15 protein-coding genes are annotated in these 14,617 nt (G+C 61.6%); 7 read left to right on the forward strand and 8 right to left on the reverse strand.

Going from position 1 to position 14,617, the window contains the following annotated elements; all coding sequences use genetic code 11:
- Positions 1 to 17: 17 nt before the first annotated feature.
- The 3 genes from hisA (at position 18) to AC07SU_RS02920 (ending at position 2,357) form a co-directional block, all read left to right on the forward strand.
- Positions 18 to 755: a 1-(5-phosphoribosyl)-5-[(5-phosphoribosylamino)methylideneamino]imidazole-4-carboxamide isomerase gene (gene hisA / locus AC07SU_RS02910; RefSeq protein WP_494996161.1), complete on the forward strand. Its 738-nt coding sequence runs from the start codon at positions 18 to 20 to the stop codon at positions 753 to 755.
- Between the two features lie 9 nt (positions 756 to 764).
- The gene (gene hisF / locus AC07SU_RS02915; RefSeq protein ID WP_016972251.1) at positions 765 to 1,535 is read left to right on the forward strand and encodes an imidazole glycerol phosphate synthase subunit HisF; all 771 of its coding nucleotides are present in this window, start codon (positions 765 to 767) and stop codon (positions 1,533 to 1,535) included.
- 66 nt (positions 1,536 to 1,601) lie between these two features.
- On the forward strand, positions 1,602 to 2,357 hold the full coding sequence (locus tag AC07SU_RS02920) for a substrate-binding periplasmic protein (protein WP_494996162.1): 756 nt from the start codon (positions 1,602 to 1,604) through the stop codon (positions 2,355 to 2,357).
- Here the strand turns inward: AC07SU_RS02920 and AC07SU_RS02925 are convergent.
- The 5 genes from AC07SU_RS02925 to gpmI form a co-directional block, all read right to left on the reverse strand.
- The gene (locus tag AC07SU_RS02925) at positions 2,310 to 3,602 is read right to left on the reverse strand and encodes a Vps62-related protein (protein WP_494996163.1); all 1,293 of its coding nucleotides are present in this window, start codon (positions 3,600 to 3,602) and stop codon (positions 2,310 to 2,312) included. The genes AC07SU_RS02920 and AC07SU_RS02925 overlap by 48 nt on opposite strands.
- A gap of 63 nt (positions 3,603 to 3,665) precedes the next feature.
- Positions 3,666 to 4,451, reverse strand: coding sequence for a divergent polysaccharide deacetylase family protein (locus AC07SU_RS02930; protein WP_176997286.1), 786 nt, complete (start codon positions 4,449 to 4,451; stop codon positions 3,666 to 3,668).
- 1 nt (position 4,452) lies between these two features.
- On the reverse strand, positions 4,453 to 5,769 hold the full coding sequence (locus AC07SU_RS02935) for a S41 family peptidase (protein WP_178918546.1): 1,317 nt from the start codon (positions 5,767 to 5,769) through the stop codon (positions 4,453 to 4,455).
- Positions 5,770 to 5,799: 30 nt separating this feature from the next.
- A complete protein-coding gene (locus tag AC07SU_RS02940) occupies positions 5,800 to 7,095 on the reverse strand; it encodes a murein hydrolase activator EnvC family protein (protein ID WP_176997284.1) in 1,296 nt (431 codons plus the stop codon).
- Between the two features lie 223 nt (positions 7,096 to 7,318).
- Positions 7,319 to 8,845, reverse strand: coding sequence for a 2,3-bisphosphoglycerate-independent phosphoglycerate mutase (gene gpmI / locus AC07SU_RS02945; protein WP_494996164.1), 1,527 nt, complete (start codon positions 8,843 to 8,845; stop codon positions 7,319 to 7,321).
- 151 nt (positions 8,846 to 8,996) lie between these two features.
- Between gpmI and AC07SU_RS02950 the strand changes: the two genes are divergently transcribed.
- The 3 genes from AC07SU_RS02950 to secB are packed head-to-tail and all read left to right on the forward strand — an operon-like array spanning position 8,997 to position 10,188.
- The gene (locus AC07SU_RS02950) at positions 8,997 to 9,410 is read left to right on the forward strand and encodes a rhodanese-like domain-containing protein (RefSeq protein WP_176997282.1); all 414 of its coding nucleotides are present in this window, start codon (positions 8,997 to 8,999) and stop codon (positions 9,408 to 9,410) included.
- A gap of 1 nt (position 9,411) precedes the next feature.
- The gene (grxC, locus tag AC07SU_RS02955; RefSeq protein WP_033896917.1) at positions 9,412 to 9,666 is read left to right on the forward strand and encodes a glutaredoxin 3; all 255 of its coding nucleotides are present in this window, start codon (positions 9,412 to 9,414) and stop codon (positions 9,664 to 9,666) included.
- Between the two features lie 42 nt (positions 9,667 to 9,708).
- Positions 9,709 to 10,188, forward strand: coding sequence for a protein-export chaperone SecB (gene secB / locus AC07SU_RS02960; RefSeq protein WP_012721755.1), 480 nt, complete (start codon positions 9,709 to 9,711; stop codon positions 10,186 to 10,188).
- Between the two features lie 144 nt (positions 10,189 to 10,332).
- On the opposite strand, the gene AC07SU_RS02965 is transcribed toward secB, so the two are convergent.
- A complete protein-coding gene (locus AC07SU_RS02965) occupies positions 10,333 to 10,788 on the reverse strand; it encodes a tRNA (cytidine(34)-2'-O)-methyltransferase (RefSeq protein ID WP_176997281.1) in 456 nt (151 codons plus the stop codon).
- Between AC07SU_RS02965 and AC07SU_RS02970 the strand changes: the two genes are divergently transcribed.
- Positions 10,787 to 11,227, forward strand: a complete 441-nt coding sequence (locus AC07SU_RS02970) for a hypothetical protein (protein ID WP_176997280.1) — start codon at positions 10,787 to 10,789, stop codon at positions 11,225 to 11,227. The two genes, AC07SU_RS02965 and AC07SU_RS02970, sit on opposite strands and share 2 nt — an antisense overlap.
- A gap of 624 nt (positions 11,228 to 11,851) precedes the next feature.
- On the opposite strand, the gene ntrC is transcribed toward AC07SU_RS02970, so the two are convergent.
- Both ntrC and glnL read right to left on the reverse strand, forming a co-directional pair.
- Positions 11,852 to 13,288: a nitrogen regulation protein NR(I) gene (gene ntrC / locus AC07SU_RS02975; protein ID WP_176997279.1), complete on the reverse strand. Its 1,437-nt coding sequence runs from the start codon at positions 13,286 to 13,288 to the stop codon at positions 11,852 to 11,854.
- Positions 13,285 to 14,370 (reverse strand): nitrogen regulation protein NR(II), encoded by a 1,086-nt coding sequence (gene glnL / locus AC07SU_RS02980; RefSeq protein WP_016979130.1) that lies wholly within the window; start codon positions 14,368 to 14,370, stop codon positions 13,285 to 13,287. Before glnL ends, ntrC begins: the two co-directional genes overlap by 4 nt.
- Positions 14,371 to 14,617 lie beyond the last annotated feature (247 nt).

Consider the following 14,617-nt stretch of genomic DNA (forward strand, 5'->3'; position numbering starts at 1 on the left):
CGAATAAGGTTTGCCAGATGCTGATTATCCCCGCTATCGATCTCAAGGACGGCGCTTGTGTACGCCTGCGCCAAGGCCGCATGGAAGATTCCACCGTGTTCTCCGATGACCCGGTGAGCATGGCTGCCAAATGGGTAGAAGGGGGCTGCCGTCGCCTGCATCTGGTGGACTTGAACGGCGCCTTCGAAGGCCAGCCAGTCAATGGCGAAGTGGTCACCGCTATCGCCAAGCGCTACCCGAACCTGCCGATCCAGATCGGCGGCGGTATCCGCTCCCTGGAAACCATCGAACACTACGTCAAGGCGGGCGTGAGCTACGTGATCATCGGCACCAAGGCCGTGAAAGACCCGGCCTTCGTCGCCGAAGCCTGCCGCGCGTTTCCGGGCAAGGTCATCGTCGGCCTGGACGCCAAGGACGGTTTCGTCGCCACCGACGGCTGGGCTGAGATCAGCACCGTGCAGGTGATCGACCTGGCCAAGCAGTTCGAAGCCGACGGCGTGTCCGCCATCGTTTATACCGACATCGCCAAAGACGGCATGATGCAGGGCTGCAACGTACCGTTCACCGCTGCCCTGGCGGCCGCGACCAGGATTCCGGTGATCGCTTCCGGTGGTATTCACAACATGGGTGACATCAAGTCGCTGCTGGACGCCAAGGCGCCCGGCATCATCGGCGCCATCACCGGCCGCGCGATCTACGAAGGCACCCTGGACGTCGCCGAAGCCCAGGCTTACTGCGACGCCTACAACGGCTGAGGACTGACCATGGCGCTGGCCAAACGCATCATCCCTTGCCTGGACGTCGACAACGGTCGCGTGGTCAAGGGCGTCAAGTTCGAGAATATCCGCGATGCCGGTGACCCGGTGGAAATCGCCCGTCGCTACGATGAGCAAGGTGCCGATGAGATTACCTTTCTCGACATCACCGCCAGCGTCGACGGTCGCGACACCACGCTGCATACCGTGGAGCGCATGGCCAGCCAGGTCTTCATTCCGCTGACCGTGGGCGGTGGCGTGCGCACCGTGCAAGACATCCGCAACCTGCTCAATGCCGGCGCGGACAAGGTCTCGATCAACACGGCGGCGGTATTCAACCCGGAGTTTGTCGGCGAAGCCGCGCAGCACTTCGGCTCCCAATGCATCGTCGTTGCCATCGACGCCAAGAAGGTGTCCGGCCCGGGCGAAACCCCGCGCTGGGAGATCTTCACCCACGGCGGTCGCAAGCCGACCGGCCTGGACGCGGTGGAGTGGGCGATGAAGATGGAAGGTTTGGGCGCCGGTGAAATCCTGCTGACCAGCATGGACCAGGACGGCATGAAAAACGGCTTCGACCTGGGCGTGACCCGCGCCATCAGCGACGCGCTGGGCATCCCGGTGATCGCCTCCGGTGGCGTCGGCAACCTGCAGCACCTGGCCGACGGCGTGACCGAAGGCCATGCCAGCGCCGTACTGGCTGCGAGCATTTTCCACTTTGGCGAATACACCGTGCCCGAGGCCAAGGCCTACATGGCGGCACGCGGTATCGTCGTTCGCTAAACGCTGCTGGACACCATGGCAGGCGCGGGGCACTCTCTGCGCTTGCCATGGATTTCGGTAACCTTCATGTTCAAACACCTGCTGCTTGCCCTCGCCAGTACCTCCCTGCTTTTGGCGGGTTCAGCCCATGCCGAAGAACCGTCTGACGCCGCCCTGGTGTTGCTGACGGAAAACTTCCCGCCTTACAACATGGCGAAAAACGGCAAGAACTTCGCCAAGGAAGAGAACATCGAAGGCATCGCCGTGGACATCGTGCGCGAGACCTTCAAGCGCGCCGGCGTTTCCTACAACCTCACCCTGCGCTTCCCTTGGGAGCGAATCTATAAGCTCGCCTTGGAAAAACCGGGTTACGGCGTGTTCGTGATGGCCCGCCTGCCGGACCGTGAAGCCCTGTTCAAATGGGTCGGCCCCATTGGCCCGGACGATTGGGTGATGTTGGCCAAGGCCGACAGCAAGATCCAGCTGGCGGACCTGGAGCACGCCCGCCGCTACAAGATTGGCGCCTATAAAGGTGACGCTATCGCCGAGACCCTGGAAAAGCAGGGCCTCAACCCGATCGTCGCACTGCGCGACCAGGACAACGCGCAAAAGCTGGTGGACGGTCAGATCGACCTGTGGGCTACCGGTGATCCGGCAGGCCGTTACCTGGCCCGTCAGGTTGGGGTGACCGAACTGAAAACCGTGTTGCGTTTCAACAGTGCCCAGTTGTACCTCGCGCTGAACAAAGACGTGCCGGATGACCTGGTCGCGAAGCTGCAGGCGGCGCTCGATCAGTTACGGGGCGAGGGGGTTGTCGATCAGATCATGGCCCGTTACCTCTAGCTCCGGCACTGCCTGAGGCATCTCAATCGGTGGCGTTACCTCTTCGGGCATTGGCTCAACGTTGGAGGATTCGCTCATGTACACATGGTCGCCATTGGTGTAGCTGACGGTGCCTGATACCTGGCTGCCATCCTGACGCAGCAAGCGATACTCACTGTGCAGAAGGTAAGCCGCAACGGCTTTTTTCGGCGGCACGTACGTGATGATTTCCAGTGGCGCTGCATGGCTCCAGCCTTTTGCCGAGCGCAGTGTATGGGTGAACTCTCGACCCAGATGCGCCGAAAAACTCAATTCAAAGACATGCTCGCCAGCAGGCCATTCCTTGCCAAGTTCCACGCTGGTGTTGGCTGCCAATGCTTTTACATTCCCACCCAGCTCACCTTTGGTGGCTGTCCACATGAACGGCTGGCTGGTTGCATCGGTGTTATGCCCAAACCCTGCGAGCAAGTGCCGATCGATACGCTCCAGCCGATAACTCGGCGACGACTCGAGCTGTTCAATCGCGGTCAGCTCCGGGTCTTTTACGCAGAACCACGGCAGTTCGCACACTTGAGGCGCGTAGGTGCTTTCTTCCTGCGCAGGGCTTTCATGCCCGAGGAGCGCGGGCGGCGGTGGTAAGTCGCTGAGCTGCGCAGTGAGCGCCAGGCGCAGCGAATAGGCGGCAAGGCCCGTCTTGGCATAACTGTCTGTGCCGATGAATGTACCCGGCGCCAGGTAGAGTTCGCCGGTGGGGGCGTCAGGAAGGGCGGTCGACCAGAGGCTCAAGTCGTTGGTGGAACCGCTGCCTTTGTCGTTCCAGATCAGATCGCCTGCTTGAGCCGCTATCACCAGGTCTTCCCTGATACAACGCACGGCGTGACGTGAAGGCTTGTCGTAATCGACCCCGAACACCAGCCCCATCGCCACGTAGCCTTCGGGCGGCAGTGGGCGCCAGATGGACGCATTGTTTCGCGCACCGGTTCCCTCGTCATGCCATACCAGTTGGTAATCGACTGGCGGACGCAGGGCGGTGCCGTCGGTTTTGTTGGCATCGCTGACCAGCGCGACGACTTTGTTCTGATTGATATTGCGGTAATGACCGACCGCAACATCCCCCAGGGAGAAGAACGAGCTCAGCGCGTCGGATGTTGCGCTGGGCCGCCAAAGGCTGACGGCATTGTGCGCATTCGACCCTTTGTCATTCCACAGGGGCAGAAACTCGCTGGTGAAGCTGATGAGCAGGTCGTTGAATTGCAGAGGCTTCATGGAGGGCTCTCCAGTTGATTGAAGCCTCAACTATCGAGCAGGGCGGGTGTCGCCGAGTGGTATCTATCTACGCGCCGGAAGGTAGGTGCCGTTTTTTCCATGTGCCGCCATCGCCTGGTTGCTGCGCACGCTGATCATTAACTTGATGTCGATCCAGTCAACGCCCTGGTCCTTGAGTTTGGGCAGCTCACGCTCCAGCACTGCGAGGGTCTGGGGGTAGGGATGGCCGATCATGACGGCTGAACCCTGTTTGTGGGCCAGCTTGATCGCCGTCTGCAGTTGCGTGGTGATCGCTGCTTCCGTGCGTTCGTCATCCAGGAACACGTCCCGTGAGACGTGCGCCAGGCCAATTTTCTGGGCCTCGGCGGCCGCGACGGTCTGCGCGCTGGTACGGCTGTCGACAAAGAACTTGTTGCGCCGTTGCAGCTCGGCCATCAACCACGCCATCGCCTCGGGTTGCGCAGTCATGCGGCTGCCCATGTGGTTGTTGATGCCAGCGGTGTAGGGCACTGCCTTGAACGCGGCGTCCAGGCGTTTGCCAAGCTCTTCGATGGGCAGGTCGGGGTGCCAGGCGAACGGGCCGGTAGCCGGGTCCATGGGCATGTGCAGGATCACGATCTTGCCGGCTTTGTGCGCTTCGCGGGCAAATTCGGCGGCGTGGGGTGTGTCGGGCATGATCGCCGTGGTCACCGGCCCAGGCAGGGCCAGCACGCGCCGATCCCGGGGCAGGTTCTGCCCCAGGTCGTCGATGATCAGGGTGAGGTAGGCTTTGTGAGGCTCGCCGGCCGGGGTCGCATGGGCGACTCCGGCCAGGCTGCACAGCACAGCGATGATCAGGGCAAAACGCATATCAACGGCTGCGGGTGATGCTCAAGCCCTTGAGCAGGCTCAGCGCCTGGGCCAGTTGGTAGTCATCGTCCTGCGGCATCGGCTTGGCTTTGGTACCGCTGCCGGTCGGCTGGTCGGCGCCGCCGTTGCCATTGCCCAAGTGGCCTTGCAGGTCGGCTTCTTTGTAGAACTCGCTGTCGGCCTCGTTGGTGATCTTGGCCTTGCGCACTTCGATGTCCGGGACGATGCCCTGGGCCTGGATCGAGCGACCGTTCGGCGTGTAGTACAGCGCTGTGGTGATCTTCAGCGCGCGATCGTTGTTCAGCGGCAACACGGTTTGTACCGAGCCTTTACCGAAGCTGGTGGTGCCCATCAATACGCCGCGTTTCTGGTCTTGCAGAGCGCCGGCAACGATTTCCGAAGCCGAGGCGCTGCCGCCGTTGATCAGCACGGCCAGTGGCACGCCTTCACTGAGGTCATTGCCGGTGGCCGAGAAGCGCAGCTCGGAATTGGCGATACGGCCCTTGGTGTACACGATCAGGCCTTTGGTGATGAAGTGGTCGACCACTTCCACCGCGGCCTGCAGCACGCCGCCTGGGTTGTTACGCAGGTCGAGCACGATGCCGTTGAGCTTCTTGCCGTTGTCCTTGCGCAGCTTGGCCAGGGCCTTGGCCACTTCGTCGCCGGTCTTGACCTGGAACTGGGTGATGCGGATGTAGCCGTAGCCCGACTCCAGCAGCTGGCTCTTCACGCTCTTGACCGTGATGGTTGCGCGGGCAAGGGTCACGTCAAACGGGTTGCCGCCGTCGCGAACCAGGGTCAGGGTGATTTTCTGGCCGATCTTGCCGCGCATCTTGTCGACGGCTTCGGTCATGGTCTGGCCACGGGTCGGCTGGCCGTTGATCTTGACGATGAAGTCGCCGGCCTGGATGCCCGCCTTGGACGCCGGGGTGTCATCGATCGGCGAGACGACTTTGATGTTGCCGTCTTCGGAGCCCACTTCAATGCCCAGGCCGCCGAATTCGCCGCTGGTGCTTTCCTGCAGCTCGGCGAAGTCTTCAGGCCCCAAGTAGGCGGAGTGCGGGTCAAGGTTGCTGAGCATGCCCTTGATGGCGTTTTCCAGCAGGGTCTTGTCATCTACAGGGTCGACATAGGCTGCCTTGATCCGGTCCATGACCTCGGCGAAGGTGCGCAGCTCGTCCAGCGGCAGCGGCGCCTTGGTGGTCGCAGCCGTGGCGGCAGGCGCAGCCGGTGCGGCCTGGTCGGCGAAAGCCAGAGGCGCGCCGATCACGAGGGCGATCGTCAGGGCCAGCGAAGTGAGGCGGGACAAATGCAGCATGTCGAACGAACTCCTAATGTAGATGCGGCCCTATCCTTGGGAACGGCACCATTGTGCAGGATCGCTCGGGCGACCCTGCTGACGAATAGCGAAGTACAGCGCCGGGGTGTCCTGGCCACCACTGTTACCCACAGTGGAGATGGATTCACCGGCTTTTACAACATCACCTGCCGACTTGAGTAAAGTCTGATTGTGGCCGTAAAGGCTCAAATAGCCATTACCGTGGTCAAGAATCACCAACAAACCGGCCCCGCGCAGCCAATCGGCAAACACCACGCGCCCACCGTGCACCGCATGAACCTGGCTGCCGGCAGCGGCGCTGATCATCACGCCGTCCCACTTGGCTCGGGTGTCATCGCCACGGGTTTCACCAAAGCGTGCCAGTAATCGACCATCAACTGGCCATGGAAGTTTGCCGCGAGCTGAAGCAAAAGGGCCGCCGAAGGACTCGCCGCTGCTGGAAACCAGCGGGCCGGGCGCTGCATGTGCCGGTTTGCGGGGCGCCGGGGCGTCCGAGTTGGCTGCCAGCTCGGCCTCACGCTGGCGCTTTTTTTCGGCTTCCTGCTGGGCGATCAGCGCTTTTTGCCGCGCTTCTTCGGCCTCGCGTGCCTGGCGAGCCAGGGTTTCTTCGATGGTCTTGAGCACTTTGGCCAGGTCGGCCTGGTCTTGCTCGCGAGCCTGCAGCTTCGCGTCGCGGGCTTTTACGTCGTCGTTGAGCTTGGCCAAGGCCAGCTGGCGTTCCTTGCGCACTTTGTCGAGCTGATCGCGCTGGGTGTCGAGGGCGGTTTTCTGATCCAGCAGTTGCGACTGCTGGTCAGCGATTTCCTGCTCGACGTTGGCCAGTTGGCGCAGGGTTTCGTTAAAACCCTTCAATTGCGCCAGGCGTGCCTGGCTCAGGTAGTCGTAATAGGTGAGGGTACGGGCGAATTTTTCCGGGTTCTGCTGGTTGAGCAGCAGCTTGAGGTATTCCTGGCGGCCGCTCTGGTAGGCGGCGCGGGCCTGGATTGCGATCAGGCGTTGCTGTTCAACGCGTGCGCTCTGGAGTTTTTTTTTCTCAGCGTCGAGTCGCTCCAGTTCCGACTCGCTCTTCTTTAATTCTTTTTGTAGCTCCTGGACCTGCTTCTCCAGCTTGCCCATCTCGGTTTCCGTGCCGCGCAGGTCTTTCTGTACCCCGGATTTCTCTTCCTGGAGTTTGCCGAGCAGCTTTTTCAGCTCGGTAATGTCCTGACGCGTAGCGTCCAACTGTTGTTGGGTTTGTGCGCGCTCGTCGGCAAACGCCGGTTGGAGCAGGCAGACAAGAGCGAGGGTAATCAAGGCGCGAAGCATAGAGGCGGGCGACACCAGGGAAAGGGACGGCCTAGTATGCCCGCCAAGCGCGGCAAAAAAAATGCCCAATTCGGGCTGGGCCGCAAGATAGGTGCCGAACGGCGCTTACCCTCTGTAGGCGCTGGCTTGCCAGCGATGCGGACACCTCGGTGTTTCAGCGATACCGAGTTGATGCTATCGCAGGCAAACCAGCTCCCACAGGGGCTCGCGGCGCTTGTGAGGGTTAAACCAGGATCGAAGTGCCGGTCATCTCGGCCGGCTTCTCCAGGCCCATCAGCTTCAGCATGGTTGGCGCCACATCCGCCAGTACGCCGCCTTCACGCACTTTCAAATCACGCTTGCCGACATAGATGAACGGTACTGGCTCGGTGGTGTGAGCCGTGTGGGCCTGGCCGGTGGATTCGTCGGACATCTGTTCGCAGTTGCCGTGGTCGGCGGTGATCAGCGCTTCGCCGCCGACCTTTTCCAGGGCATCGACGATGCGGCCGACGCACGTGTCCAGGCATTCTACGGCCTTGACCGCAGCTTCAAGGTTGCCGCTATGGCCCACCATGTCGCCGTTGGCGTAGTTGACCACAATCACGTCATAACGCTGGTTGTCGATGGCGTCGACGATCTTGTCAGTCACTTCCGGCGCGCTCATTTCCGGCTGCAGGTCGTAGGTGGCGACTTTTGGCGACGGGATCAGGATGCGCTCTTCGCCCGGGAACGGTTCTTCGCGCCCGCCGGAGAAGAAAAAGGTCACGTGGGCGTATTTCTCGGTTTCGGCGATGCGCAGCTGGGTCTTGCCGTTTTTCGCCAGGTAGTCGCCCAGTACGTTTTCCAGACTGCCCGGGGCAAACGCCGACGGGGCCGGGATGTTGGCGGCGTATTGGGTGAGCATCACGAACTCGACTTTCGGCTGGCGCGAGCGCTCGAAGTCCTTGAAACCGTCATCGACAAACACATGGCTCAGCTCGCGGGCGCGGTCGGCGCGGAAGTTCATGAACACCACGGCGTCGCCATCTTCGACCTTTACCGGCTCGCCGATGGTGGTGGCTTTGACGAACTCATCGCTCTCGCCACGGGCGTAGGCAGCTTCCAGGCCTTGCTGGGCGGTGGCGGCGTTGAATTCGGCCTGGCCATCGACGATCAGGTTGTAGGCCTGGGACACGCGGTCCCAGCGGTTGTCGCGGTCCATGGCGAAGTAGCGGCCGACCAGGCTGGCGATGCGGCCTTTGCCCAGCGCGGCGAACGTGGCGTCCAGCAGTTCGATGGACGATTGCGCGCTTTTTGGCGGCGTGTCGCGACCGTCGAGGAAGGCGTGCAGGTAGATCTTGTCGGCGCCGCGCTTGAAGGCCAGTTCGGCCATGGCGACCAGGTGGTCCTGGTGGCTGTGAACGCCGCCGTCGGACAGCAGGCCCATGAAGTGCACGGCCTTGCCCGCTGCAACTGCTTTATCCACCGCCGCGCAGATGGTCGGGTTCTCGAAGAACTCGCCATCGCGGATCGCTTTGGTCACGCGTGTGAAGTCTTGGTATACCACTCGTCCGGCGCCGAGGTTCATGTGGCCGACTTCCGAGTTGCCCATCTGGCCGTCCGGCAGGCCTACGTCCATGCCCGAGCCGGAGATAAGGCCGTTGGGCACAGTGGCGGTCAGGCGGTCGAGTACCGGCTTCTTGGCTGCGTATACCGCGTTGTCGTGGTGGCTTTCACTGTGTCCGAAGCCATCGAGAATTATCAGGACCAAAGGTTTAGGCGTAGTAGTCATAGATCCTCTCGCGGCGGTAATAAAGGAAGACAATTGAAAAGGGAGTGGCAGTTTAAAGCGAAGTTCCGACGACGTCACCGCTTTACGGGGGTTGGCCCCCCCTGACGGCTGTGTATACTTACCGCCATTTTAACGCCCTGGAACCTCCTTGATGGTTGATCACCTGATTGCATTTGCCACTGCCCACTACCTGCTCGTGGGTGCCTTCGTCATCCTGCTGGCGCTGCTGATCGCTCATGAATTGAGCCGCGGTGGCCGCAGCCTGAGCACGGCGGAGCTGACCGCGCTGGTCAACAAGGATGAGGCCGTTGTCGTGGATATCCGTCCGGCCAAGGAATTCGCCACCGGCCATATCGTCGGTGCCCTGAACATTCCACAGGACAAGCTGATCGCGCGCCTGGCCGAGCTTGAAAAGCACAAGGCCAAGACCATCATCCTGGTCGATGCCCAAGGCCAGCACGCCGGCACCCACGCCCGCGAAATGCTCAAGACCGGTTTCACCGCCGCCAAACTGTCTGGTGGTATCAGCAGCTGGCGCGCCGATAACCTGCCGCTGGTGAAGTGATATGAGCCAGGTTGTCGTGTATTCCAGCGATTGGTGCCCTTACTGCATGCGGGCCAAGGCCCTGCTTGAGAAAAAGGGCGTTGCCTTCGAAGAGATCAAGGTCGATGGCAAACCCCAGGTGCGTGCCGAAATGGCCCAGAAGGCGGGGCGCACGTCCGTGCCGCAGATCTGGATTGGCGCCAGGCACATCGGTGGTTGCGACGACCTGTTCGCCCTGGAGCGCGCCGGTAAACTCGATGCGCTGCTGCTCGTCTGACTCCTAAACCCTAAAAGACCCCAAGATCAAGAAGGATCTGCGATGACTGACCAACAGAACACCGAAGCAGCAGAAGCTCAAGGCCCACAGTTTTCGCTGCAGCGGATCTACGTGCGTGACCTGTCGTTCGAAGCGCCGAAAAGCCCGGCGATCTTCCGTCAGGAATGGACCCCAAGCGTTGCGCTGGACCTGAACACCCGTCAGAAAGCCCTGGAAGGTGACTTCCATGAAGTCGTGCTGACCCTGTCGGTGACCGTCAAGAACGGCGAAGAAGTGGCCTTCATCGCTGAAGTGCAACAGGCTGGTATCTTCCTGATCCAGGGCCTGGACGAAGCGTCCATGAGCCACACCCTGGGCGCGTTCTGCCCGAACATCCTGTTCCCGTATGCCCGTGAGACCCTGGACAGCCTGGTCACCCGCGGCTCGTTCCCTGCGCTGATGCTGGCTCCGGTGAACTTCGATGCCCTGTACGCTCAAGAGCTGCAGCGCATGCAACAGGAAGGTTCCTCGACGGTTCAGTAAGCCGACGATGTAAAAAAGCGCCGTAACGGCGCTTTTTTTATGCCCTTGCAGGAGCCGGCTTGCCGGCGATGAGGCCCTTGAAATCGATGCACTATTCAAGGCCGCCATCGCCGGCAAGCCGGCTCCTACAAAGGGTGATGTGTGTTATTTGAAGCCCAGCTGGCGCCAGCCTTCGTAGACGGCAACCGCCACGGTGTTGGACAGGTTCAGGCTGCGGCAGCCCTCGCGCATCGGCAAGCGCAGGCGATGGCCGTCGGGCAGGGCGTCCAGTACCTCGGCCGGCAGGCCACGGCTTTCAGGCCCGAAGAGGAAGGCGTCGCCTTCGGCAAAGCTGACATCATGGAACGGCTGCGAGCCCTTGGTGGTGAACGCGAACAGCCGTGGCTGCCCCAGGCTTTCCAGGCAACTGGCCAGGTCGGCATGGCGCTGGAGGGTGGCGTACTCGTGGTAGTCCAGTCCGGCGCGGCGCAGGCGCTTGTCGTCCATGTCGAAGCCCAGGGGCTCGATCAAATGCAGGTGGCAGCCACTGTTGGCGCACAGCCTGATAACGTTGCCGGTGTTCGGTGGAATTTCTGGTTGAAAAAGGATGACGTGAAACATGCACGGCTCCGAAGGTAAAGATGCGCTGCATTCTACCCCTGAAGACGATCCAAGACCGAAGCTATTGCCGCGGGTGATGGGCTCTTTGGCGATTGTGGGGCTGATGATCGGCTTGATGATCGGCCGCCTGACCACGCCCGACCCCGTCGAACTGCAGCAGGTGGAGACGGCGGCGGATGGCGTGGTGGTGTGGTTCAACAGCGAACCCAAGCTGCACGGCGAGCATATCGACGGCACCGTGGCCTTGCTGTTCGACGCCCAGGGCAAGGCGGCCAGCGGGCAACTCAAGGTCAATGACAAGGATGTGAACTGGCGCGTGCGCAAGACCGATGGCGGCCTGCTGCTGAACCTGGTGGCGGCCCGGCCGTTGCGTGGAGAGTGGAGGGGGGAGAAGGTCGATGGCCGCTGGCGGCTGGAGATCCATCTCCAGGAGCAATAAAAGAGGGAATCCCCGGCCTGCCTGTACCAAGGTCCCCGAAACGGGCTGGGGCTATGGGCGCTGTGCCACATAAGCCCCGGGTGTAAAGAAGGGAGTTCCCGGCCTGCCTGTACCAGGGCTCCCAAAACGGGGTGAAGTCTTCAAGGCTTCGGTGTTAAAGAGGGAATCCCCGGCCTGCCTGTACCGAGGTTCCCCAAAGCGGTGTGGAGCGCGACGCGGTTCGCATCAAGCACCCCGGGTGTAAAGAGGGGATTCTCGGCCTGCCTGTACCAAGGTCCCCGAAACTGGGTTGTACAAGGGTTATTGCAGGGCGCGTGCCAGAGTGGCCAGGTTGTACCAAAAAATTTCTCCAGAAAGCGCAAAGCCCCGGAATACGGGGCTTTGGTGTTTTTGGTCTTTGGATTCTTTTCAGCAAGGCTGAAGTTTCAGGCATTGGATCCGTGCCCGATGCTAGTTCATGGTGCATTGAAGCGGTGCACGATATTCGGTCCAACACAAAACAACTGTGGGAGCTGGCTTGCCTGCGATGGCGGTGTTTCAGTCGACATATTCGGTGACTGACACACCGCCATCGCGGGCAAGCCCGGCTCCCACATTAGATTTTCAGCGATTCAGAAATGGGGTTCAGGCTTCATCGCCCTCGTCATCATCCCCACCATCCACCTTCATCCCCAATTCCTTGATCTTGCGCGTCAAGGTGTTGCGGCCCCAGCCCAGCAGCACGGCGGCGTCGCGGCGGCGACCTGCGGTGTGCTTGAGCGCAGTTTCGATCATGATCCGCTCGAACGCCGGTACGGCGCTGTCCAGCAGGTTCGACTGGCCGCGTGCCAGGGCCTGGTCGGCCCATTGGCGCAGGGCCTGCTCCCAGTTGGTCACCGGTGCCGAATCCTGCGGCAGGCTCAACAGCTCGGGCGGCAGGTCACTGATGTGCACTTCGCGTCCGGACGCCATCACCGTGATCCAGCGGCAAGTGTTCTCCAGCTGGCGCACGTTGCCCGGCCATGGCAGGTTCTTCAGGTACTCCTCGGTCTCGCTTTTCAGCAGCTTCGGCTCCACGGCCAGCTCCTGGGCGGCGCGGCTGAGGAAGTGGCGGGCGAGGGTCGGGATGTCTTCGCGACGGTCCGACATGCGCGGAATATGGATGCGGATCACGTTGAGGCGGTGGAACAAGTCCTCACGGAACTTGCCGGCGTGCACCAGGGTTTCCAGGTTCTGGTGGGTCGCGGCGATGATGCGCACGTCCACCTTGACTGGCGTGTGCCCGCCCACGCGATAGAACTCGCCGTCGGCCAGTACACGCAGCAGGCGCGTCTGGGTGTCGGCAGGCATGTCGCCGATTTCGTCGAGGAACAAGGTGCCGCCATCGGCCTGTTCAAAACGGCCGCGACGCAGGTTGGCCGCGCCGGTGAAGGCGCCTTTTTCATGGCCGAACAGCTCGGACTCCATCAAGTCCTTGGGAATGGCCGCCATGTTCAGCGCGATGAACGGCGAGGCCGCCCGTGGGCTGTGGCGGTGCAGGGCGTGGGCCACCAGTTCTTTACCGGTGCCCGACTCGCCGTTGATCAGCACGGTGATGTTGGAGTGGCTCAAACGCCCAATGGCGCGAAACACTTCCTGCATCGCCGGCGCTTCACCGATGATTTCCGGGGTGCGGGTCAGGGTGGGTGGGGCTTCCTGGCTCTGCTGTTCCTGGGCGTGCTGGTTGGCGCGCTTGACCAGCGCCACCGCCTCGTCCACGTCGAACGGCTTGGGCAGGTATTCAAAGGCGCCGCCCTGGTAGGACGCGACAGCGCTGTCCAGGTCCGAGTGCGCGGTCATGATGATCACCGGCAGGCGCGGGTGCTGCTCGCGAATGCGGGCCAGCAAGTCCAGGCCACTGGCGCCGGGCATGCGGATATCCGAGATGATCACATCCGGCTGCTGACGGGCCAGGCGGCTCATCACCCCATCGGCGCTGTCGAAGCTCTGGGTGGTCATGCCTTCCTGTTGCAAGGCCTTCTCGAGGACCCAGCGGATAGAACGGTCGTCATCGACGATCCAGACAGTTTCACTACGGCTCATGTCGATGGGGCTCCTTGTTCCAGAGGCAGAAAGATCGAGAAAGTGGTGTGGCCAGGATGGCTCTCACATTCGATCAGACCCTGGTGCTGGCTGATGATGTTCTGGGTAATGGCCAGGCCCAGCCCGGTGCCATCCGGGCGGCCGCTGACCATGGGAAAGAAGATGGTTTCCTGAAGTTCCGCAGGAATGCCCGGGCCGTTGTCGATGATCTCGACCTTGGTCACCAGGCGATGGCGCACATGGCCGATGGTGAACTGGCGCAGGGCGCGGGTGCGCAGGCTGATGCGGCCCAGGCGCAGCTCGTTCTGGCTGCTGATGGCCTGCATGGCGTTGCGCACGATGTTGAGCACCGCCTGGATCATCTGTTCGCGGTCGATCAAGACGTCGGGAATGCTCGGGTCATAGTCGCGCACCAAGGTGATGCAGCCCTGGCTTTCGGCCTCGACCAATTGGCAGACGCGCTCCAGCACCTCGTGCACGTTGGTCATCGCCAGCGACGGCAACTTGTTGGAACCGAGCATGCGGTCCACCAGGTTACGCAGGCGGTCGGCTTCTTCGATGATGACGTTGGTGTAGTCCTTGAGATTCTCGTCGGGCAGCTCGCGGGCCAGCAATTGCGCCGCGCCGCGAATCCCGCCCAGGGGGTTCTTGATCTCATGGGCCAGGCCGCGCACCAGCATCTTGCTGGTTTCCTGCTTGGACAGCTGGGCTTCTTCCTTGGTGATACGCAGCAGGCGGTCGCGGGGGTGTACCTCAAGCAGCAGCAGGGTCGCGCCGTTGCTCAGGATCGGGGTCACGGCGTAGTCGACGGTCAGGGTCTGGCCGGTGAGCGCCGTGAGCATCGCCTCACGCTTGGTAAAGGGGTGTGCCTGCTCCACTGCCTGGCGCAACGAGCTCAGGGCTTCGGCCGACTCGGTGAACAATTCGCTGATGAACTGCCCATGGCTGCGCTGGCCGCTGATGGCCAGGAGCATCTCCGCCGCCGGGTTCATGTACTCAAGACGCAGGTCGTCATTGAGCAGGATGGTCGCGGTGGTCAGGTTGTCGAGTAGCAAACGGTGCAGTGCATCGCTGATGGTCATCAGGACCTCTTTTGGAGCAAGGCGCGGGCTTCGGGCACACGCTGATACAAGGAAAATGCAAAAACCAAACCAAGGCTCCGAAAAGAAGCGCGAAACCCCTGAAATGGGGGTTTTAGGCGCGAAACTGTGGCGTTCTGCCAGCTTGCTCGGGAAGTTTCGAACCAAAATGGGCTGAGTCCATGGGAAGGGTGCAGCCTATTGCACCAATATAGTGCGGTTTTGTGAAGGTTGTTCAGGAAGTGAAGGT

The organism is Pseudomonas sp. GW821-FHT05H12 (assembly GCF_059419385.1).